The 21,532-nt window shown below is 63.3% G+C and carries 13 protein-coding genes; 10 read left to right on the top strand and 3 right to left on the bottom strand.

Annotated elements, in window-relative coordinates:
* Nucleotides 1–774, top strand: coding sequence for a divergent polysaccharide deacetylase family protein (locus AC0ZZU_RS02130; RefSeq protein ID WP_476338662.1), 774 nt, complete (start codon nucleotides 1–3; stop codon nucleotides 772–774).
* 13 nt (nucleotides 775–787) lie between these two features.
* On the opposite strand, the gene AC0ZZU_RS02125 is transcribed toward AC0ZZU_RS02130, so the two are convergent.
* The gene (locus tag AC0ZZU_RS02125; RefSeq protein WP_476338660.1) at nucleotides 788–5,482 is read right to left on the bottom strand and encodes a hypothetical protein; all 4,695 of its coding nucleotides are present in this window, start codon (nucleotides 5,480–5,482) and stop codon (nucleotides 788–790) included.
* Nucleotides 5,483–5,629: 147 nt separating this feature from the next.
* Nucleotides 5,630–7,633, bottom strand: a complete 2,004-nt coding sequence (gene betT / locus AC0ZZU_RS02120; RefSeq protein WP_476338658.1) for a choline BCCT transporter BetT — start codon at nucleotides 7,631–7,633, stop codon at nucleotides 5,630–5,632.
* Nucleotides 7,634–7,959: 326 nt separating this feature from the next.
* On the opposite strand from betT, the gene betI reads away from it, so the two are divergent.
* The 6 genes from betI (at nucleotide 7,960) to selO (ending at nucleotide 18,657) form a co-directional block, all read left to right on the top strand.
* A complete protein-coding gene (gene betI, locus AC0ZZU_RS02115) occupies nucleotides 7,960–8,622 on the top strand; it encodes a transcriptional regulator BetI (protein ID WP_476338656.1) in 663 nt (220 codons plus the stop codon).
* Between the two features lie 29 nt (nucleotides 8,623–8,651).
* Nucleotides 8,652–10,124: a betaine-aldehyde dehydrogenase gene (betB, locus tag AC0ZZU_RS02110; protein WP_476338655.1), complete on the top strand. Its 1,473-nt coding sequence runs from the start codon at nucleotides 8,652–8,654 to the stop codon at nucleotides 10,122–10,124.
* 76 nt (nucleotides 10,125–10,200) lie between these two features.
* The gene (betA, locus tag AC0ZZU_RS02105; protein ID WP_476338654.1) at nucleotides 10,201–11,898 is read left to right on the top strand and encodes a choline dehydrogenase; all 1,698 of its coding nucleotides are present in this window, start codon (nucleotides 10,201–10,203) and stop codon (nucleotides 11,896–11,898) included.
* 154 nt (nucleotides 11,899–12,052) lie between these two features.
* The gene (locus tag AC0ZZU_RS02100; protein ID WP_476338652.1) at nucleotides 12,053–13,795 is read left to right on the top strand and encodes a potassium/proton antiporter; all 1,743 of its coding nucleotides are present in this window, start codon (nucleotides 12,053–12,055) and stop codon (nucleotides 13,793–13,795) included.
* Between the two features lie 40 nt (nucleotides 13,796–13,835).
* Nucleotides 13,836–17,138 carry a mechanosensitive channel MscK gene (gene mscK / locus AC0ZZU_RS02095; RefSeq protein ID WP_476338651.1) on the top strand — a complete coding sequence of 1,101 codons (3,303 nt, stop codon included), beginning with the start codon at nucleotides 13,836–13,838 and terminating at the stop codon, nucleotides 17,136–17,138.
* A 58-nt stretch (nucleotides 17,139–17,196) separates the two neighbouring features.
* Nucleotides 17,197–18,657, top strand: coding sequence for a protein adenylyltransferase SelO (selO, locus tag AC0ZZU_RS02090; RefSeq protein ID WP_476338650.1), 1,461 nt, complete (start codon nucleotides 17,197–17,199; stop codon nucleotides 18,655–18,657).
* 26 nt (nucleotides 18,658–18,683) lie between these two features.
* Here the strand turns inward: selO and AC0ZZU_RS02085 are convergent, their stop codons facing one another.
* Nucleotides 18,684–19,457: a ParA family protein gene (locus AC0ZZU_RS02085; protein ID WP_476338649.1), complete on the bottom strand. Its 774-nt coding sequence runs from the start codon at nucleotides 19,455–19,457 to the stop codon at nucleotides 18,684–18,686.
* A gap of 314 nt (nucleotides 19,458–19,771) precedes the next feature.
* Here AC0ZZU_RS02085 and AC0ZZU_RS02080 point away from each other — a divergent pair, with 314 nt between their 5' ends.
* The 3 genes from AC0ZZU_RS02080 to AC0ZZU_RS02070 are packed head-to-tail and all read left to right on the top strand — an operon-like array spanning nucleotide 19,772 to nucleotide 21,523.
* On the top strand, nucleotides 19,772–20,488 hold the full coding sequence (locus AC0ZZU_RS02080) for a beta-ketoacyl synthase chain length factor (RefSeq protein WP_476338648.1): 717 nt from the start codon (nucleotides 19,772–19,774) through the stop codon (nucleotides 20,486–20,488).
* Nucleotides 20,464–21,249: a lysophospholipid acyltransferase family protein gene (locus AC0ZZU_RS02075; protein WP_476338646.1), complete on the top strand. Its 786-nt coding sequence runs from the start codon at nucleotides 20,464–20,466 to the stop codon at nucleotides 21,247–21,249. Before AC0ZZU_RS02080 ends, AC0ZZU_RS02075 begins: the two co-directional genes overlap by 25 nt.
* Nucleotide 21,250: 1 nt before the next feature.
* Complete coding sequence (locus AC0ZZU_RS02070; protein ID WP_476338644.1) at nucleotides 21,251–21,523, top strand: phosphopantetheine-binding protein; 273 nt, start codon at nucleotides 21,251–21,253, stop codon at nucleotides 21,521–21,523.
* Nucleotides 21,524–21,532: the final 9 nt, after the last annotated feature.

The following is a 21,532-nucleotide window of genomic DNA, read 5'->3' as shown; positions in this document are numbered from 1 at the left end:
ATGCGGTATCTGCTGTTATTGCTTGGCCTGGTCTGTACCGGTGTCGCCCTGGCGGCGCCGGCGCAGCCAGCCAAAGCCTACATGACGGTGATCATCGACGACCTGGGCCAGAACACCGAGCGCGACAACCGTGTGCTCGCCCTGCCCGGCCCGGTCACCCTGGCGATCATGCCCGACACCCCTCACGCCAGCGACTTCGCCCGTCAGGGCCACCGTGCCGGCAAGACAGTCATCCTGCACATGCCCATGGACCCGGCCACCGGACCCTACGCCTGGCATCCCGGCACTCCGGTGCCTGAGCTCGCACGGCGCCTGGAAGCCGCCTTGGCCAAGGTTCCCTACGCTGCCGGCATCAACAATCACATGGGCAGCCGGATGACCTCGCAGGTTGCGCCCATGGCCTGGCTGATGGCCGAGCTGCAGCGTCGCCACCTGTTCTTTGTCGACAGCCGCACCAGCGCTGCCACCGTGGCGGCGGCCCGGGCGCAGGCCATTGGCCTGGCGCAAGTTTCGCGGGATGTGTTTCTCGATGATGTGCGCACCCCCGAAGCGATTGCCGGGCAACTGCAGCTGGGCATCGAGCTGGCCCGCAGGCAGGGATCGGCCGTGCTCATCGGACATCCCTACCCGCAAACCCTGGAAGTGCTCGAGCGCGAGATTCCTCGCCTGAAGCACCTGGGTATCGAACTCATTGCCCTGCCGCAGATGATCGCCGAACGCAGCAACCTGGCCATGCCCGCACACGGCGAGCACGGCCTCTACCACAATCGCTGAAGACCGTTCGAAGTCAGTCGAAAGGGATCAGGTCATGCACTTGCTTGATGCGCAGGTCGCCGCGGTGGATAGCGATGCGCTCGCGCCCCGTTGCCGCCGCATCCAGTTCGGCCCGTCGGCCCAGCTTGCGCTGCGCCCACAGCTTGAGGTGGCCCTTGACGAACGCACGGCTGGCCGCCTGCGTACTGGGGTAGTGGAAGTGCGCTTCCCATAAGCCACTGCCGCCGGGCGCGGTGCGAAGCACCTGATAGACGTCCAGGTGATCATTGGCCGCCAACTGACGCCGCGCACCGACCCGCTGCACCGTGACCAGGCCATGTTCGACCAGATACCGAAGACTGCTGGCGTTGGGATGCCGGGTAGACAGATGCAGGGTGGTCAGCAGCTCCTGTCGAATGCCCCGCAAGCGTGTAACACCCTGTTGCAGCGGCGCCAGCAACGTCTCTTCTTCGCCCGCTCTTGCCAGGGATGTGCGGGTCTGCTCGATTTTTTCGATGTGCCAGTCGATGACCGAGGCCAGGCTGGCCGGCTCCTCGGAAGCCACATAGCGGCGTGCCAGGAATTGCACCGCGTCGATCTCCTCCAGCAGCCGCTGCGCCTGCTGCCGGGTAGCCCCCAGGTCGGGCGCGGGGGGCAAGGCAACAGGCGGCGGCGTTTCGATCGGCGCCTCCACCCATTGGTCTCCCTCCTGGCGGAAGGTCTTCGACCGGGTCTTGCTGACCGGGTCACGCTGGAGTACCTGGGTCTGGCCGTCCACCGTCACCTCATCGGCCAGCGTGACACGCCCGCCCCGGGTCCTGGCCAGCCGTCGCGCGCCCTCCCGTGCGGGATAGCCCGAAGGCACGGGGACCTGCGGCACGTCCCAGTCCTGCTCGCGCAACGCGGCATTCAGGGCGTGCTCCGCCGCGCCGGTGAGGGCATCGAGCTGCGCGCTATAGCGCTTGAGCATCTCGGGCCTGATCACGGGCCCGCCCACGCTCCTGAGGTAAGTCACCATGGCCGCGGCGGCTTGATACTCCTCGATGATCTCGCCCAGGATCTCGATGCGCTCGGCCTTTGGAAGGTCGCTGGTGACCAGCTTGCCGTGGCTGAAGCCTGCACTGAACAGGGCATCGCCGGCCAGGTATTCCTTGTACAGCACCAGCGTGCTGTCATCGTATGGGCTCAAGCGGTCGATGCACAATTCGGCCAGATCGAAGAGCTGCTTGAAACGCAAGTCGACGGTGGTGAAGCCGCGGCTCTGAATGATTGCGTCAATGGACACGGTCTTGTTGTCATAACGCACCGTGTCGTCGCCCCGAGTGCGCACCAGATAATCGTCAAAGGTTTCCCACACCCGCAGGGTGCGTTCCTGAGCCTGCACCAGGTCGTTCAGCTTGGCCTTGAAATGCTCGTACCACTGCGTCTGGAAAAAGCCTTCAGGGCGTACCGCAACATTGGCACCCAGGCGATCCAGCTCGGAATAGTCCAGCAGCCCGGAGGTGATGTTGTTGATCAATACGCTGTTGTTGATGATGCGCTGGCGATAGACACCACGGCGCTGCTGCAGCGCATCGTTGAGACGCACTCCGTTGAATTTCGGCTCAAGCATCCGGTCGAGCAACCGGTCGGTCTTGCTATCGTCCTCGACGATCCGCTCCAGCGTACGCAATACCACTTCGTTGCCTTGCGCCAGACTCTTCTGTGCCCTGGCAACCTCACCACCCAAACGAAGACAGGCTTCATTCTGCTCTGCAGTTCGCTGCGCAACAGGCAGGACTTCCAGTGCCTGGAGTTGCTCCTCGAGCGAGGAGAGTGCCTGGCGCAAGTGCTCGACCTTGGTCTGGCTGAGGGTATACAGCGCGACGGCCTTGTTGCCCTGCTCGACCAGTGTATCGATCTGAGCTTGCAGCGCCTCCATTTCGGCCCGGTTGGCACGACGGATATCCGCGGCTTTCCTGGGGGCACCGCCCTGCAGCCTGAGGTCGATCCGCCACTCGCCCTGTCGGTAGCGGAGGTAGCATCCCGTCTCGCCCTCGGGACCGATGATGCGTACGCCATCCGCGTCCAGGCTGACCTCGAAGGGATGTTCATCCAGACGTACGTAGTAACGATTGTCCACCTCATATAACCCGCGAGTCCAACCTCGATTTTCCAACGGGACATTGTCCAGCGACACCGCGGCACGATAGCCCAGCAAATCCCTGCGACGTTCGGCCGTCAGGTAGTTGAGGCCGTGCCGGCCTTCGAAGCCGTAATCCGGCGCCGGGTGTGCCTGGCCTGGCCTGGCCTCCATCGCCTTGAGCGGGGTCGTGCTTTCAGCCAGTGGGAAGGCACCCCGCAACGGTGGCCCTTCGAGGCGCATCGCGGCGTGGCGCACGCGTCCAAGGGAGGGCGCGGCGTGCGCTGAATCCAGTTGAATCAGCGCCATGGCAGCATTTGCGAGTAGATCGGCGACAGCCTGTGAGCGCTGGACGTCATCGCCGGTGCGCAGCGCCTGTACGTCATCGCGCAGTCCTGCCAAGGCGGTTGTCAGCCACGCAACGCTCGCGACCGGTCCTGGCAGCAAAGGCGCCACCAGGTTGAAAGTCAGCCAGGCGAAGGTCTTCAGCACGGCCCAGCGATGCTCGGCATTGGATACCGACTGGCGCTCAGCCAGCTCTATCATCGCCTGACGCCGGGCGAGGAAGACCCGCGTATCGAGATCGGCCAGCCAGAACCTGGGAGCCGCCTGCACTGGGTGAGCCATGCTGTCGAGCAAAGCGGCTGCGCCCGGCGCGAGGATGTCGAGGATCAGTCCCTGCCAGCCGAGGTCCAGATGCGGCCGGATGAAGCCACCATTGTCGTAGACGGGCCGCACAGCGTCGTCCAGCCAAAGCAACACGCTATCCTGCAACTCGCCAGGTTGGCTGATCGACGCCATCATCTGGCGCAAGTCGCTGAACTGCATCAGCGGCTGGTCCGGGTACAGGGGCCGGTACAGCAGCACTGTTTCTTGCGCCTGAAAGCCTATGACAAACATGCAGGTCACTTCATCGCACACCTCGGTGCCTGGCGCGCGGCGAAGCGCCAACGGGGCCATGGCGACCTCCGAGCGCAGGTCGCGCCCACTGCGGCAGAATTCGGCCAGGGACTCCCAGAACACGTCGTCAAGCGCGCCTACGACCTTGGCCTTGAGGCTGTCGAACAACAGCGCGCTGCGCCATTCGCGGCCAAAGCGCCTGATCCGTGCCGGCTGTTTGAGGGGATCGTCCAGCCTGGACGTAACGTAGGCGGGATAACTGCCGCCCACGTTCACCTCTTCGATGAGTCCGGTGATGTACACCGGGTTCATCCAGTCCATGATCAGCTGATCTTCACGGTGAGTGATGGCGGTGATGATGCCGCCATGCAATGTATCAAGATGGCCGATGGCCAACTCGGTCAGGGTAAGCTGGCCGGCATCGATCAGCCTGACGGGCAAGTCCTTGTCCTGGGTGGGGTCTGGGACCATGACCGTGAGGTTCAGGTCGTCGGGAAAGTAGTTGGCATCGACCGGGTGATCGGCCAGCAGGGTTTCGCGCAGGCGCCGGGCGGCGTAGTCGTGCAGGCTCTCGATATCATCCAGCGCCGTGGCGCCCGCCGAAGCCGCCTGCTCGATCGACAGGTCGAGGGTCGCAGTCTGGTACTCGAAGTGGTCGCGCTCAGTGCCGGCCGCCAACCATGCCGGGGCCGGGAGCGTTGGCTGCGCTGTATCGAGCCACGGCTGGTCCAGGAAGGCAGCGGAGGGGTCGCTGAGTGCGTGAAAAGTTTCCTCCAGCTCAGCGATGCTGCCGACCAGGCCAAGCCGCACGCGGCTTGCCGTATCCAGGATCGCGTTGAGCTGCAGGCCGCAAAGCTGGGCGATGGCGTCGTCGTCGAGCGCATGCCGTGTCCAGGTGATCTCATCGAACCGATAGACCTCCGCGAGTTGACCCTCAAGGTGCTCGGCAAATGTCTCGACCGTTTCAAAGCCCCTGACGACTCCCGAGGGCGCACACCACAACAGCACTCGCCCCTCGTCGCGTTCGGCGTCGATCAACAGACTGCCCTGCAACTCCGAATGCCACGCCTCGCCTGCTTTCATCTGCGCCTCGACTGCATAGGCAGGAGGCTGCGAGCGCCCGCCACGCAGCAGCGCGTAAAGGCAATCGCGTTCATCCTGGCTCAGTGCTTGCCACCCGAGATTACAGAGCAGAGCAGCCTTGATTGCGTGCTGCAGCCAACGCTCTCGACTGACCCCGTGATCGTCGGCCGCACCGGGGGCAGACTCGCTCCAGTAGCGGACCTGCGCATCCTGGAAGCGCGGGACCAATGTCACCAGCAGGTCATCCAGGTCGTTGTGCAGCGGCTCAAGCGGTACGTGCAGGCTCTTGAGGGGCGATTCTTCGACGATGTCTTCCACGGTGCCGGTGGGTGGATGCAGGCTCAGACGCCGGTCGCGCCAGTCGATCGTCTGGGTAGTGAGTAGCGCGTGCAGGAACGCATCGGTCAGCGAGTGGACGCTGACGTGGTTATCGTCGGTTGGCGTGATCAGGGTGAAGGCTTCGGCCGAGTCGAATTCCGCGAAGGCACTGGCGATTGCCGGGTAGTATTCAGTCAGGATCCTGAACAGTTCCTGCGCGGCCACCTGGCGCAGGGTCGGACGGGAGGCGAAATGCGAAGCCACGGCGCTACGGGCTGTCGGCGCGGTGGAAGGGAACAGGGTCATGGGCTGTGCTCGTATCGTGAAAGGGGTCGATACGGTAGGCACCTGGCCCAGGCTCGCGGTGTTACATAAGCGATACCTGCGCGCGGATGGAGAAGAAAAAAGGCCCTGCGCCTACACGCAGGACCTCATTCGTACACCTGACTGCTGTCAGCTATACACCCGTCCCAGCAACTGGCGATGGCTCTCGAACTGATCCATCACATCCCGCACGATCTGCTCAGGCGCAAAGCCCATCAGGTCGTACTCCTGACTGCCGTCGTGCAGGTACACCTCGGCGCGGTAGAAGCGCTGGCGCACTTCGGACTCGCCGTCTCCCGGGGCTTCGCTCGGCGGGGCCATATAGCCGTCCAGGCTCACTTCATAGACGAAGGGGTTGCCCTCTTCCATCATCACCCGCAGGCCCATGGAGGAACGCGACTGGCCAAGCTGGCTTTCGACCACGAAGCCCTGAGTCTGCAGTTGCGCCGCGGCTTCCCGGAGGGCCGGGCTGACATGCTTGTCCATGTAGCGCTGGACCACCGCCTGGGTGGGCTGCAGGTCCATCTGCGTCAGTCGCTCGCTGAAGCCCCGGCGGCCACGGGCGGCCAGCTCGGCACGCTCCTGCTCGACCTGGCTGTCTTGCTTCATGGCCTTGTACAAGCCGAACATGAACAGTACGAGCACCACCGAGAATGGCAGGCCAGCCAGCACCACCATGGTCTGCATGGCTTCGAAATTACCGGCGAACAGCAGCCCGATGGTCACCAGAGTGATGACCACAGACCAGAAGATGCGCAGCCAGTGCGGCGCGTCTTCGTCGACGTGGCCGCCCTTGCACGACAGGTTGGCCATCATCACCGCGCCAGAGTCGGCAGGGGTCAGGAACAGGACGAAACCGACAAACACCGCCACACCCACGACGATCTTCGCCGCCGGGAAATATTCGAGCAGCTGGTAGATCGACATGGAGGGTTGTTCCAGCGCGGTCCTGCCCAGCTCCACCGCACCCTGGTTGATCACCAGGTCCAACGCGGTGTTGCCGAAGATCGACAGCCAGGCCAGGGTGAAGCCCAGGGGGATCAGCAATACGCCGGCCACCAGCTCGCGTACGGTGCGGCCCTTGGAGATCCGGGCAATGAACATGCCCACGAACGGGCCCCAGGAAATCCACCAGGCCCAGTAGAAGACGGTCCACAGACCCAGCCATCGCTCGGACTTGGCGCCATCGGCTTCATATACATACAGGTCGAATGTCTTCAGCACGAAGCCGTTCAGGTAGTCGCCGACGTTCTGCACGAAGCCGTTGAGCAGGTCCAGGGTCTGGCCAAACATCAGCACGAACAGCAGCAGGCCGCTGAACAGCAGGATGTTCAGGTTGGACAGGCGCCGAATGCCGTTTTCCACCCCCGACACCGCCGCGATGGTGGCCACGGTGCTCATCACCAGGATCACCATCAGCAGGTTGGTCTTGCTGTGGTCCATGCCGAACAGGTACTCAAGGCCCGAGGACACCTGCATCGAGCCGATGCCAAGGTTGGTCACCAGGCCCAGCAGGGTCACGAACATGCCGAAGATGTCGACGGCATGCCCTGCGCCACCTTTCACCCAGCGCTCCCCCATCAGTGGATACAGCGCCGACCGCAATGCCAGCGGCTGGTTGTGGCGGTAGGCGAAGTAGGCCACCGACAAGCCGACCAGGGCATAGATGGCCCAGCCGTGCAGGCCCCAGTGCAGGAAGGTCAGCTGCATGCCGTGGCGCGCGGCCTCAAGGCTGGCGGAGCCGCCCTCCGGGGGGTTGAAGTAATGGTCCAGTGGCTCGGACGCACCGAAGTAGAGCAAGGAAATGCCGATGCCCGAAGAGAACAGCATGCCGGCCCAGGCACCGTAGCTGAAATCGGGCTGGTCTTCCTTTCCGCCAAGCTTGAGCTTGCCGAAGTCCGAGAAGGCCAATGCGATGACGAATACCAGATATCCGCAGATCACCAGCATGTAGTACCAGCCGAAGGATCGCGTCAGCCAGGCCTGGGCGACACCCAGCACCTGGCCCGCGGTTTCGGGTACAGCGATCAGCAAGGCAGTCAACAACAGGATCAGCAACGCGGAAGTGTAGAACACCGTGTTGTTGACCCGGACCCGCTCTGTGGGGGTCTTGGTCAGGGAAGCAGAACTCATTGCGCAAATGCTCCGGGCAGTGCGGAAAGTGGAGGCCAATCGATCTCTGTCCTGTGCAATCGGAGCAATAGCCCTACTGCGCCAGGTGTTATAAAGACACCTCGAAAATCGTGATCCCGAATCGAAACGTTGCGAGACGCAGGAATTTTCACGATTTTCCGGAGTGACAATTCGGCCCTGTCGATACCGCCTCGGGCGATGTCAATGGTGCAAATTGTCGCAGAGCATATTCTTTGTTGATTGAACGTTCAATCAAAACAAAATAGACTGGTCTTCGCCGAGTCAGCCGCACGTCGACTGCCCGAAGGCCTGAGGAGATGCAAGAAATGCCCAAGGTCGGTATGCAACCCATACGCCGCCAGCAGTTGATCGAAGCCACCCTGCTGGCTGTCGACCAGGTCGGGCTGGGTGATGCCAGCATTGCGCTGATAGCCCGTTTGGCCGGCGTGTCGAATGGCATCATCAGTCACTACTTTCGGGACAAGAACGGCCTGATCGCAGCGACCATGCGCCACATCATGAGCATGCTCAACAAAGGTGTGGCGGCACGACGCCAGGCACTGACCGACGACAGCCCGCGTGCCCACCTCGGCGTGATCATCGAGGGCAACTTCGATGCAAGCCAGGTGAACGGCCCGGCAATGAAAACCTGGTTGGCCTTCTGGGCTTCCAGCATGCACCAGCCGTCACTGCACAGGTTGCAGCGGATCAACGATCACCGCTTGTTTTCCAACCTGTGCTGGCAGTTTCGCCGGGTCTTGCCGATCAGCGAGGCACGCACGGCAGCACGCGGGCTGGCCGCCCTGATCGACGGCCTGTGGTTGCGCGGAGCGCTGTCGGGAGACGCGTTCGACACCGAACAGGCGATACGGATCGCCTACGAATACATGGAACTACAACTGGCGAAGCAGCGTTCGGACACCGGTCTGGACGCCTCTGAACCACCGCGTGCGGCCTTGGCCCAACAGGCAGCAGCACGGCGCGGATAGCCAAAACACACTGCACTTGCGAGGACACTATGGCCCGTTTTGAAACGCAAAAACTCTACATTGATGGCGGTTACGTCGACGCTGGCACCGATGCCACCTTCGAGGCCATCAACCCGGCCACTGGCGAAGTCCTCGCACAGGTGCAGCGTGCCACCCAGGCCGACGTCGAACGCGCCGTCGAAAGCGCCGAGCGCGGCCAGAAAGTCTGGGCCGCCATGACCGCCATGCAGCGTTCGCGCATCCTGCGCCGCGCCGTCGACATCCTGCGCGAGCGCAACGACGAGCTGGCGATGCTGGAAACCCTGGACACCGGCAAGTCGTACTCCGAAACCCGCTATGTCGACATCGTCACGGGTGCCGACGTGCTCGAATACTACGCAGGCCTGGTGCCGGCCATCGAAGGCGAGCAGATCCCGCTGCGTGACAGCTCGTTCGTCTATACCCGCCGCGAGCCTCTGGGCGTGACTGTCGGTATCGGCGCCTGGAACTACCCGATCCAGATCGCCCTGTGGAAATCCGCCCCGGCCCTGGCCGCCGGCAACGCGATGATCTTCAAGCCAAGCGAGGTCACGTCGCTGACCACCCTCAAGCTGGCCGAGATCTACACCCAGGCCGGCCTGCCTGATGGTGTATTCAACGTGCTGACCGGCAGCGGCCGTGAAGTCGGCACCTGGCTGACCGAGCACCCGCGCATCGAGAAAGTCTCGTTCACCGGCGGCACCACCACCGGCAAGAAAGTCATGGCCAGCGCCTCGAGCTCCTCGCTCAAGGAAGTCACCATGGAACTGGGCGGCAAGTCGCCGCTGATCATCTGCGACGACGCCGACCTCGACCGCGCCGCCGACATCGCCATGATGGCCAACTTCTACAGCTCCGGTCAGGTCTGCACCAACGGCACCCGCGTGTTCGTCCCGGCTTCCATGAAAGCCGCCTTCGAGGCCAAGATCGTTGAGCGCGTGGCACGTATCCGCGCTGGCAACCCGGAAGACGAGAACACCAACTTCGGCCCGCTGGTCAGCTTCGCCCACATGGAAAGCGTGCTGGGCTACATCGCCAAGGGCAAAGAGCAAGGCGCCCGCGTGCTGTGCGGCGGCGAGCGCCTGACCGAAGGCGACTTCGCCAAGGGCGCGTTCGTGGCGCCGACCGTGTTCACCGACTGCCGCGACGACATGACCATCGTTCAGGAAGAGATCTTTGGCCCAGTGATGAGCATTCTGTCCTACGAGACCGAGGAAGAAGTCATCCGCCGCGCCAATGACACCGAATACGGCCTGGCCGCAGGCGTGTGCACCAACGACATCAGCCGCGCCCACCGCATCATCCATCAGCTCGAAGCGGGTATCTGCTGGATCAACGCCTGGGGCGAGTCGCCGGCCGAAATGCCGGTCGGTGGCTACAAGCAGTCGGGCGTCGGCCGCGAAAACGGTATCAGCTCGCTGGCGCAGTACACTCGCATCAAATCGGTCCAGGTCGAGCTGGGTGGCTACGCGTCGGTCTTCTAAGCACCGGCTGTAGTCACGCCCGTGCCCTTGCGCACGGGCGTTCCCGCTCCCCGACCACCGCCAGGAGAAACTCGTCATGGCTCATGAATTCGATTACATCATCGTCGGCGCCGGCTCGGCCGGTAACACGATTGCCACTCGCCTGACCGAAGACGCCGGTGTCACTGTCCTGCTGCTCGAAGCTGGCGGCCCGGACTACCGCGCCGACTTCCGCACCCAGATGCCAGCCGCCCTCGCCTTCCCGCTGCAGGGCCGCCGCTACAACTGGGCCTACGAGACCGACCCGGAGCCGCACATGGACGGCCGCCGGATGGAATGTGGCCGCGGAAAGGGCCTGGGTGGCTCTTCGTTGATCAACGGCATGTGCTACATCCGCGGCAACGCCATGGACTTCGACGGCTGGGCAAAACTGCCAGGCCTCGAAGACTGGAGCTACCTCGACTGCCTGCCGTACTTCCGCAAGGCAGAAACCCGCGACATCGGCGCCAACGACTGGCACGGTGGCGAAGGTCCGGTCAGCGTGACCACGCCCAAGGCCGGTAACAATCCGCTGTTCCACGCCATGGTCGAGGCCGGGGTTCAAGCGGGCTACCCGCGCACCGAAGACCTCAACGGCTACCAGCAGGAAGGCTTCGGCCCGATGGACCGCACCGTGACGCCCAAGGGCCGCCGCGCCAGCACCGCCCGCGGCTACCTGGACCAGGCCAAGAAGCGCTCGACCCTGACCATCGTCACCCACGCCCTGAGCGACCGCGTGCTGTTCGAAGGCAAGCGCGCCGTCGGCGTGACCTACCTGGTAGGCGACAGCGAAGAGCGCGTCGAAGCCCGTGCACGCAAGGAAGTCATCGTCTGCAGTGGCGCCATCGCCTCGCCGCAGCTGCTGCAGCGTTCCGGCGTCGGCGCCCGTGAGCTGCTCGAAAGCCTGGATATTCCGGTGGTCCACGACCTGCCAGGCGTTGGCGAGAACCTGCAGGACCACCTGGAGCTGTACCTGCAGTACTCGTGCACCCAGCCCGTGTCCCTGTATCCATCGCTGCTGTGGTGGAACCAGCCGGCCATTGGCGCCGAATGGATGTTCAAAGGCACCGGCATCGGCGCCAGCAACCAGTTCGAGGCGGGCGGCTTCATCCGTACCCGTCCTGAGTTCGAATGGCCGAACATCCAGTACCACTTCCTGCCGGTAGCCATCAACTACAACGGCAGCAACGGTGTGAAGGAGCACGGTTTCCAGGCGCACATGGGCTCCATGCGCTCGCCGAGCCGTGGCCGCATCCAGGCCAAGTCCAAGGATCCGCGCCAGCACCCGAGCATCCTGTTCAACTACATGGCCACCGAGCAGGACTGGCAAGAATTCCGCGACGGCATCCGCCTGACCCGCGAGATCATGGCCCAGCCGGCGCTGGATCAGTACCGTGGCCGCGAGATCAGCCCGGGCGAGCACGTGCAGAGCGACGAAGAGCTGGACACCTTCATCCGCGAGCACGCCGAAACCGCATTCCACCCGTCCTGCTCGTGCAAGATGGGCGACGATGACATGGCTGTAGTCGATGGCGAAGGCCGCGTGCATGGCATGCAAGGCCTGCGCGTGGTCGATGCGTCGATCATGCCGATCATCATCACCGGCAACCTCAATGCCACCACGATCATGATCGCCGAGAAAATCTCCGACAGGATCCGCGGCCGCCAGCCGCTGGCACGTAGCACTGCGAAGTACTACGTGGCCAACGGCGCGCCGGTGAAGGGCAAGCCGATGCGGGAGGTAAAGCAGGGCTGATCTGTACTCCCTGGTCTCGAAGGCACCCGCGCGGGTGCCTTTTCTACATCTGCAGAAACGCTTTACAGCCTGCCAATTCATCAGGTTAGAATCAGTTGGCACGCGACCTGCTAGTCCAGGTCCTCTTCCTCCCCGTTGTTCCGGAGTACTGCCCTTGGATGCGAGCACCATCAACAGTCTGTTCTTGATCGGTGCATTGCTAGTGGGTGCAAGTATCCTGGTCAGCTCGCTGTCATCCCGCCTGGGCATACCGATCCTGGTGATCATCCTGGCCGTGGGCATGGTCGCCGGTGTCGATGGCGGCGGCATCATCTTCAACAATTACCCGACCGCCTATCTGGTAGGCAACCTCGCCCTGGCCGTGATCCTGCTCGACGGTGGCCTGCGCACGCGGGTGGCGAGCTTTCGCGTGGCGTTGTGGCCGGCGCTGTCGCTTGCCACGGTGGGAGTATTGATCACCACCGGGCTGACGGGCATGGTCGCTGCCTGGCTGTTCGACCTGAGCATGATCCAGGGCCTGCTGATCGGCGCCATCGTCGGCTCGACCGACGCTGCGGCGGTGTTCTCGCTGCTTGGCGGCAAAGGCCTGAACGAGCGGGTCACCGCCACGCTTGAAATCGAGTCGGGGAGCAACGATCCGATGGCGGTGTTCCTCACCGTGACGCTGATCGACATGATCGCCAGCGGCCAGACCGGCCTGCACTGGAGCCTGCTGACACACCTGTTGCGCGAGTTCGGCATCGGTGGCGTGGTGGGCCTGGGCGGCGGCTGGGTGATGCTGCAGCTGGTCAATCGCATCAACCTGGCGGGCGGGCTCTATCCGATCCTGGTGGTCGCGGGAGGCCTTGTGGTGTTCTCCCTGACCAACGCCTTGCACGGCAGCGGCTTCCTCGCTGTCTACCTGTGCGGCCTGGTGCTGGGCAACCGGCCGATTCGCAGCCGCCATGGCATCCTGCACATGCTCGACGGCATGGCCTGGCTGGCGCAGATCGGCATGTTCCTGGTGCTGGGCCTGCTGGTCACGCCGCATGACCTGCTGCCGATCGCCGTGCCCGCCCTGGGCCTGGCGCTGTGGATGATCCTGATCGCTCGCCCGCTCTCGGTGGCGGTCAGCCTGTTGCCGTTCAAGGCGTTCCACGGCCGCGAAAAAGGCTTTATCTCATGGGTCGGCCTGCGCGGCGCGGTACCGATCATTCTGGCCGTATTCCCACTGATGGCCGGCCTGCCCGATGCCCAGCTTTTCTTCAACCTGGCGTTCTTCATCGTGCTGGTGTCGTTGCTGGTTCAAGGCACCAGCCTGCCGTGGATGGCCAAGCTGCTCAAGGTTACGGTACCGCCAGACCCCGCGCCGATTTCCCGCTCAGCCCTGGAGGTGCATGTCACCAGTGAGTGGGAGCTGTTCGTCTATCGCCTGGGCGCTGAGAAGTGGTGCATCGGCGCCGCCCTGCGCGAGCTGAAAATGCCCGAGGGCACCCGCATCGCGGCACTGTTCCGGGGCCAGCAATTGCTCCACCCGTCGGGAAGTACCGTACTGGAGGTCGGTGATCTGCTCTGCGTGATCGGTCATGAACATGACCTTTCTGCGCTTGGCAAGCTGTTCAGCCAACCTCCACAGCGCGGTCTGGACCTGCGCTTCTTTGGTGACTTTGTGCTCGAAGGTGACGCTGAACTGGGCGCCGTAGCCGCATTGTACGGTCTGAAGCTCGATGGCCAGGATGCGCAAATGCCGCTGGCGCAGTTCATTCGGCAGAAGGTCGGCGGCGCGCCGATCGTTGGCGACCAGATCGAGTGGAACAACACCTTGTGGACCGTGGCCGTCATGGACGGGAACAAGATCCTCAAAGTCGGCGTCAAATTCCCCGAAGGTACTCGACCCGGCCCGGGGCTGTTCCTTTAAACTCCGTTTTTTCGCCCCAGCGTCCAAGAACTTTTCGCCTATGTCCCTGCGTGTGTATCTCTGTGCAGCCCTGCTCGGGCTGTGCATGTCCGTCTCTTTCGCCAGTTGGTCGGCCGAACCGCCCACCAGCGCCAGCATCCAGCAAAGCCTCGACAAAATAGCCGAGCGCAAGCTTCCCGAAGCCGAACAGAAGGCCCTGCAGCAGGTCCTTGAACAGACCCTGGCGCTGCTTGCCGGCAAGGAAGACAGCGAGCGCAAGCTCGCCACGCTCAAGCAGCAGCTCAGCGATGCCCCGAGGCTGATCACCGAGAGCCAGCGCGAGCTGACCAAGCTCAAGGACAGCAAGAGCGTCTTGGTGGCCCAGCGCTACGCCACCACCAACATTCCGCAGCTCGAGCAGATGCTCAGCGAGCGCAGCGCCCAGCAGGGCGAGTTGCAAAAGGCGCTGTCGGAGGCCAACAGCCTGATCATCAACGCCCAGACCCGCCCCGAGCGGTCCCAGGCCGAGATCAGCAATAACCAGACGCGCATCCAGCAGATCAACAACACCCTGAAGCTTGGCAAGGACAACGGCAAGGCACTGACCGCCGACCTGCGCAACCAGCTCAATGCCGAGCAGGCCGCGCTGAGCGCCCAGACCTTGCTGCGTCGCCAGGAACTGGCCGGCAATACCCTGCTGCAGGACATGGGCAATGCCCAGCACGACCTGCTGATCGAGCGCGCGACCCGCCTCGAGCAAGAGATCCAGGACCTGCAGACGCTGATCAACAGCAAGCGCCTGGCCCATTCCCAGCAGACCGTCACCGAGCAGTCCATCGAAGCGCAGAAGGCTGGCGGCAGCACGCTGCTGGCCAATGAAAGCTCGGCCAACCTCAAGCTTTCGGACTACCTGCTCAGGAGCACCGACCGGCTCAACGAACTGACCCAGCAGAACCTGCGCACCAAGCAGCAACTCGACAGTCTGACCCAGGCCGACAGCGCCCTGGACGAGCAGATCAACGTGCTCAAGGGCAGCCTGCTGCTGTCCAAGATCCTCTACAAGCAAAAGCAGAGCCTGCCGCACCTGAAGCTCGACCGCGACCTCGCCGACCAGATCGCGGACATCCGCCTGTACCAGTTCGAGGTCAACCAGCAGCGCGAGCAGATCACCAGCCCCAGCAGCTACGTCGACAAGCTTCTGGCCAGCCAGCCAGAGGAAAACGTCACCCCGCAGCTGCGCAAGGCCTTGCTCGAAGTCGCCATTACCCGCAGCGACCTGCTGGAACGCCTGAACCGAGAGCTCAGCGGGCTGCTCAACGAATCCATCACCCTGCAACTGAACCAGAAGCAACTGCTCAGCACCGCCCAGAACCTGCGTACCACTTTGGACGAGCAGATGTTCTGGATCCCCAGCAACAAGCCGCTGGACTGGGAATGGCTGAGCACCGTGCCGCAGCGTCTGGCGACCCAGGTGGCGAGCCTGCCGTGGGTTTCGGGTATCAAGGAGCTGGCCCAGGGCCTGGGCCAGCGTCCGCTGCTGTTCCTGCCCCTGCTGCTGCTGATCGGCGCACTGCTGTGGCGGCGCAGCTACCTGTACGAGCGGTTGAGCAAGGTTCACCAGGATATCGGCCACTTCAAGCGTGACAGCCAGTGGCACACGCCCCAGGCGATCCTGATCAACATTCTGCTGGCCATGCCCCTGAGCCTGGCCCTGGCGTTGTGCAGCTATATCCTGCAAAGCGATGCGCGTGGGCAGAACGCCAATCTCAGCGCCGCGCTGTGGCAGATCTCCCAGGCCTGGCTGGTGTTCTACACCGCTTACCGCATCCTCGCCCCAGGCGGGGTGGCGGAGCTGCATTTCCGCTGGCACAAGCCGCAGGTGGAGTTCCTGCGTGGCTGGGTGCGCCGCCTGGGTACCGTGGTGCTGGCGCTGGTGGGCGTGGTGGCCGTGGCCGAGCATCAGCCCTCGGCGCTGGCCGAAGATGTGCTAGGCATCGGGGTGGTGCTGACGTGCTACGCGCTGATGGCCTGGCTGCTCAGCCGCCTGCTGCTCAGCAGCCCGGCGCACAGCGATACCTCGCTGTTCCGCAGGGCGGTCGGGGTGGCGTTCACTGCCTTGCCCATCGCCTTGTTCGTGGCGGTATGCTTCGGCTACTACTACACCGCGCTCAAGCTCACCGACCGCCTGATCTATACCCTTTACCTGCTGCTTTTCTGGCTGGTCACCGAAGCCGCGTTCGTCCGCGGCCTGGCCGTTGCGGCGCGGCGCCTGGCCTACCAGCGGGCGCTGAGCAAGCGCCAGGCGACCAAGGAAGGCCTCGATGGCGAGGTACTCAGTGAAGAACCGACGCTGGACATCGAGCAGGTCAACCAGCAATCCCTGCGGCTGATCCGCCTGGCGCTGCTTGGCGGTTTCATCGGCGGGCTGTACTGGGTCTGGTCCGACCTGATCAGCGTGTTCGCCTATCTCAACAACATCATCCTCTACGAGTACACCAGCGGCACAGGCGCGGCGGCGAGCATGGTGCCGATCAGCCTTGGCGACTTCCTCGGCGCCCTGGTGATCATCGGCATTACCTTCGCCCTGGCCGGCAACCTGCCTGGGCTCCTCGAAGTGCTGGTGCTGTCCAGGCTGAACCTGGCCCAGGGCAGTGCCTACGCCACCACGACACTGCTGTCGTACGCCATCGCGGGCATCGGCTTCGTCAGCACGCTGTCCACCCTCGGGGTGAGCTGGGACAAGCTGCAGTGGCTGGTCGCCGCACTCTCGGTGGGCCTGGGCTTCGGTATGCAGGAAATCTTTGCCAACTTCATCTCGGGCATCATGATTCTGTTCGAGCGCCCAGTGCGCATCGGCGACACCATCACCATCGGCAACCTGTCGGGCACGGTGAGCAAGATCCGCATCCGCGCCACCACCATCACCGACTTCGACCGCAAGGACATCATTGTCCCCAACAAGACGTTCATTACCGGCCAGCTGATCAACTGGTCGCTGACCGACACGGTCACACGAGTCACGCTCAAGCTGGGCATCGACTATGGCTCGGACCTCGAGCTGGTGCGCGAGCTGCTGCTGAAGGCCGCCCATGAGAACCCGCGGGTGCTCAAGGATCCGGAGCCGTTGGTGTACTTCCTCAATTTTGGCGAGAGCTCCCTCGACCATGAACTGCGCATGCACGTACGCGACCTTGGCGACCGCAACCCGGTGCTGGACGAGATCAACCGGTACATCAACAAAGAGTTCAAGGCGCGCGACATCAAGATTTCCGTGCGCCAGGTCGAGGTATTCCTGATGGACAAGCTGGGCAACAAGGAGCAGCTGATTCCGCTTGAGAAAACAGATGGCACTCGACCGGCATGACCGCGATCAAACGAGTCATGCGCCCCAGCCTGCGGATCTCGCACTTAGGAGACGGCCTTTGAAAGCCCTCGATGAACTGATCTTCGACAACCGCTTCGCTCTTCTGGGCGATGCCTTCTCTACCCAGGTGCTGCCCGAGCCGATCGCCGAGCCGCGCCTGGTGGTGGTCAGCGAGTCGGCCATGGCGCTGATCGACCTTGAATCCATCGAGGCGCAGACCCCGCTCTTCGCCGAGATCTTTGGCGGCCACAAGCTGTGGCAGGAAGCCGACCCTCGGGCGATGGTGTACTCGGGACACCAGTTCGGCGGCTACAGCCCGCGCCTGGGCGACGGCCGCGGCCTGCTGCTGGGTGAAGTGCTGAACGATGCCGACGAGCACTGGGACCTGCACCTCAAGGGTGCCGGGCAAACCCCGTACTCGCGCATGGGCGACGGCCGCGCCGTGCTGCGCTCTTCGATCCGCGAGTTCCTCGCCTCCGAAGCCTTGCATGCCCTGGGCATTCCCAGCAGCCGGGCCCTGTGCGTCATCGGCTCCAGCACCCCGGTCTGGCGCGAGACGCGTGAAAGTGCCGCCATGCTGCTGCGCATGGCCCGGAGTCATGTCCGCTTTGGTCACTTCGAGTACTTCTACTACACCCGTCAGCCCGAGCAGCAGCAACTGCTGATCGACCACGTGCTTACCCTGCACTACCCCGAATGTGCCGACGCCGAGCAGCCGTACCTGGCAATGTTCCGCACCATCGTCGAGCGCAATGCCGAACTGATCGCCCGCTGGCAGGCCTACGGTTTCTGTCACGGCGTGATGAACACGGACAACATGTCCATTCTGGGCATCACCTTCGACTTCGGCCCGTTTGCCTTCCTTGACGACTTCGATGCCAACTTCATCTGCAACCATTCCGACGACAGCGGCCGCTACAGCTACAGCAACCAGGTGCCCATCGCCCACTGGAACCTCAGCGCACTGGCGCAGGCGCTGACACCGTTCATCGAAGTCGAAGCGTTGAAAGAAGCACTGGGACTCTTCCTGCCGCTCTACGAGGCCCAGTACCTTGACCTGATGCGCCGTCGCCTGGGCTTCACCACGGCCGAGGCGGACGACAAGCAACTGATCGAACGCCTGCTCCAACTGATGCAACCAGGCTCCGTGGACTACACCCTGTTCTTCCGCAAGCTGGGCGAGCAGTCGGTGGATGCCGCATTGAACGTAGTGCGCGACGACTTCATCGATCTCGCCGGTTTCGACCGCTGGGGCGCGGACTACCAAGCCCGCTGCGCCCGCGAACCCGGCAACGCCGACGGCCGCCGCGAGCGCATGCATGCCGTCAACCCGCTGTACATCCTGCGCAACTATCTCGCCCAGCGCGCCATCGAGGCGGCAGAGCGTGGCGACTACAGCGAAGTCCGGCAGCTGCATGAAGTGCTGCGCCGGCCGTTCGAAGAGCAATCAGGAATGGCGGCCTATGCCCAACGGCCGCCGGAGTGGGGCAAGCATCTGGAGATCAGTTGTTCGTCTTGAGGTGGTTTTTCATGCATTAGCCCTGTCTAGTCCTTCTCTTCCAGCAAGGCATGCAACTCCACAAACTGCTGCGTCAGCTTGTGCCTCGGCTCCAGATGGATCAGCGGTTTGCTGGCATGGTGGGATTCGCGCATCTTCACCGAAGTGCCGAGGTAGACGGGCAGCACCGGCAGACCTTCCGCAAGCAGTTCGTCGAGCATCTGCTGGGGCAGGCTGGCGCGGGACTGGAATTGGTTGACCACGATCCCTTCGACCTGAAGCGCTTCGTTGTGATCATCCTTGAGCTCGTCGATCTCGGCGAGCAGGCCATACAGCGCCTGGCGGGAAAAGCTGTCGCAATCGAAGGGAATCAACACTCGGTCCGCGGCGATCAATGCGGATACCGCATAGAAATTCAGCGCGGGCGGGGTGTCGATGTAGATCCGGTCGTAGTCTTCGTCCAGCTCATCGAGCAGCTTTCGCAGCTTGTTGATCTTGTGCTTGGCTTCGAGCTTGGGCTGCAGGTCGGCCAGTTCGGAGGTGGCGGTGACCACGTGGAGGTTGTCGAACGGGGTCTCGTAGATGTCGACCTTGGCCTTCCTGGAGAAAGGCCCGCTGGACAGCGACTGCTTGAAGAAGTCGGCAATACCCATGGGAATATCGTCGCCGGTGAGCCCGGTCAGATATTGGGTCGAGTTGGCCTGGGCATCCAGGTCGATCAGCAGGGTCCGGTAGCCTTCATTCGCACTCACCGCCGCAAGATTGCAGGCGATGCTCGACTTGCCCACGCCACCTTTCTGATTGAACACAACGCGCCGCATGGAAAGACCTCCGTGTGTGTCAGGGATGCAGGAGTATGTGGTGGCCAGAGACCAATGGCCAGTGTTGATCCAGCAGGAAAGCACACCATGCGCCCACTCGCATTGCCGCCGCTCATCGGATTACTCCGATCGCGACAACAGCGCAACCCTCGGGCCAGGCGTTGGCGAGCGCTTTTATATTTAAGCAGTATTTGCTACCCGCCCCCGCCACCGGGATAATGCGCGCCACTGCGCGAACGCACCACACCCTGTGGGTCGTTGTTCCGAGTCACCCCCTCGGCAACGAAGTCCATCAGGGCGGGAAGTAGAACATTGTGATCACCCTTGATATCAGCCATTGGCGCGCCTGGGCCCCTGGCTTGAACCTTCCTGCCGAATGGCAGCACTGGGCCGACGGCAACGCTTCACTCCCGACGATCGGGCCAGCGCCTGATGTGTCTTTCCTGCCGGCGATGCAACGCCGTCGTCTGAGCAACCTGGCGCGCATGGCGTTCGCCGTGGGCTGGCCACTTGCCGAAGGCCGCGTCGATCTGCCCTTGGTGTTCGTTTCACGCCACGGTGAAACGCCACGCACCTTTGCGATCCTGAACGAGTTGGCCAAGGGTGAGCCCTTGTCTCCGACACAGTTCAGCCTCTCGGTACACAACGCGGTGATCGGCCTGTGGTCGATTCTGCGCGGGGAGACCAGCGAAATGACCGCCATCGCGGCCACCGGCGATGGTTTCGAGCAAGGTGTGGTGGAAGCGGCGGGCCTGCTGCACGACGGCGCACCTGCGGTGTTGCTGATCATTGCAGAGGATCAACCTCCTGCAGCCTATGGCCCCTGGATCGACGACGTGCCCTTCGCCTACGCCGTGGGCATGCTGCTGACGCCGGGAAAGGAATGGCAACTGAGCCCCGGCGCGGCGGCAACTCCGTCCTCTGGCGGTTTGCCAAACGCCCTGAGCTGGCTGCGCGCCCTGCTGAAAGGCCAGGATAACTTCACCCATACAGGAAAGCATCGGACATGGAACTGGCGACACCGGCCGTGAACCGACCACGCGATGCTTACTACTGGCGCCTGCTGGCGACGGGCATAAGCTTCATCCTCTTCGGCCTGGGCGGCCTTTCCCTGCGCCTGCTGGTCTTTCCGCTGCTGGCCTGCCTGCCCGGTGGCGTCGTACGCCACCGCCAGCGCGCCCGCCACACCATCAGCTGGCTGTTCTGGCGGTTTATCCGCTTCATGCGCGTGACCGGCGTTCTGACCTATGAGATCAGCGGTGTCGAACGGCTGGGGCGACCGGGGCAGATGATCATTGCCAACCACCCCTCGCTGATCGACGTGGTGTTCCTGATCGGCCTGGTGCGCCAGGCGAACTGCGTGGTGAAGCAGAGCCTGTTCGACAATCCCTTCACGCGCAGCCCGTTGGGTGAGGCCCAGTACATCGGCAACGATGGCAGCATGGACATGCTCGACACCGCCGTCAGCGCCCTCCAGCAAGGCCAGCCGCTGATCATTTTCCCCGAGGGCACGCGGACCCAGCCCGGTCAGGCGCCAGCCTTTCATCGCGGCGCGGCCGCAATCGCGCTACGGGGTGCAAGAATCATCACCCCTGTGACCATCAAAGTCAGCCCGACCACCCTTACCAAGAACGAGCCGTGGTACTGCATCCCCTTCCGGCGCGTTCATTTCAGCCTGAGCGTGGGCACCGACATCGACCCGCAGGCCTTCGCCGCCCTCGGTCCGGCCCCGCAGGCGTCACGCAAACTCAATGCCTTTCTGCATCAGTACTTCATCAAGGAGCTCGCCTGAGATGAGCGATTCACAGCAAGACCTCCACCGTGACATCAAGCAACTGATCATCGATGCCCTGGGCCTCGAAGACATGAGCGTACAAGACATCGACGACCAGCAGACTCTGTTTGGCGAAGGCCTGGGCCTGGATTCGGTGGACGCTCTGGAGCTGGGCCTGGCCATCCAGAAACGATACGGCATCAAGATCGATGCCGATGCCAAGGACACCCGGAATCACTTCAACAACGTGGCCAGCCTCGCGGCTTTCGTCACCGCCCGCCAGGAAGCCTGAGACCGTACC

It is taken from the genome of Pseudomonas sp. JE3303, assembly GCF_056312565.1.
Note: the sequence above shows the minus strand (reverse complement) of the source record. Positions and strands in the feature narration are given on the sequence as shown.

Bases quoted from the DNA above. Each gene is read 5' to 3' on its own strand.
- betI (WP_476338656.1), top strand. From the start codon at position 7,960: ATGCCCAAGGTCGGTATGCAACCCATACGCCGCCAGCAGTTGATCGAA.
- AC0ZZU_RS02085 (WP_476338649.1), bottom strand. From the start codon at position 19,457: ATGCGGCGCGTTGTGTTCAATCAGAAAGGTGGCGTGGGCAAGTCGAGC.
- betB (WP_476338655.1), top strand. From the start codon at position 8,652: ATGGCCCGTTTTGAAACGCAAAAACTCTACATTGATGGCGGTTACGTC.
- AC0ZZU_RS02075 (WP_476338646.1), top strand. From the start codon at position 20,464: ATGGAACTGGCGACACCGGCCGTGAACCGACCACGCGATGCTTACTAC.
- AC0ZZU_RS02125 (WP_476338660.1), bottom strand. From the start codon at position 5,482: ATGACCCTGTTCCCTTCCACCGCGCCGACAGCCCGTAGCGCCGTGGCT.
- mscK (WP_476338651.1), top strand. From the start codon at position 13,836: ATGTCCCTGCGTGTGTATCTCTGTGCAGCCCTGCTCGGGCTGTGCATG.
- AC0ZZU_RS02130 (WP_476338662.1), top strand. From the start codon at position 1: ATGCGGTATCTGCTGTTATTGCTTGGCCTGGTCTGTACCGGTGTCGCC.
- betA (WP_476338654.1), top strand. From the start codon at position 10,201: ATGGCTCATGAATTCGATTACATCATCGTCGGCGCCGGCTCGGCCGGT.
- betT (WP_476338658.1), bottom strand. From the start codon at position 7,633: ATGAGTTCTGCTTCCCTGACCAAGACCCCCACAGAGCGGGTCCGGGTC.
- AC0ZZU_RS02070 (WP_476338644.1), top strand. From the start codon at position 21,251: ATGAGCGATTCACAGCAAGACCTCCACCGTGACATCAAGCAACTGATC.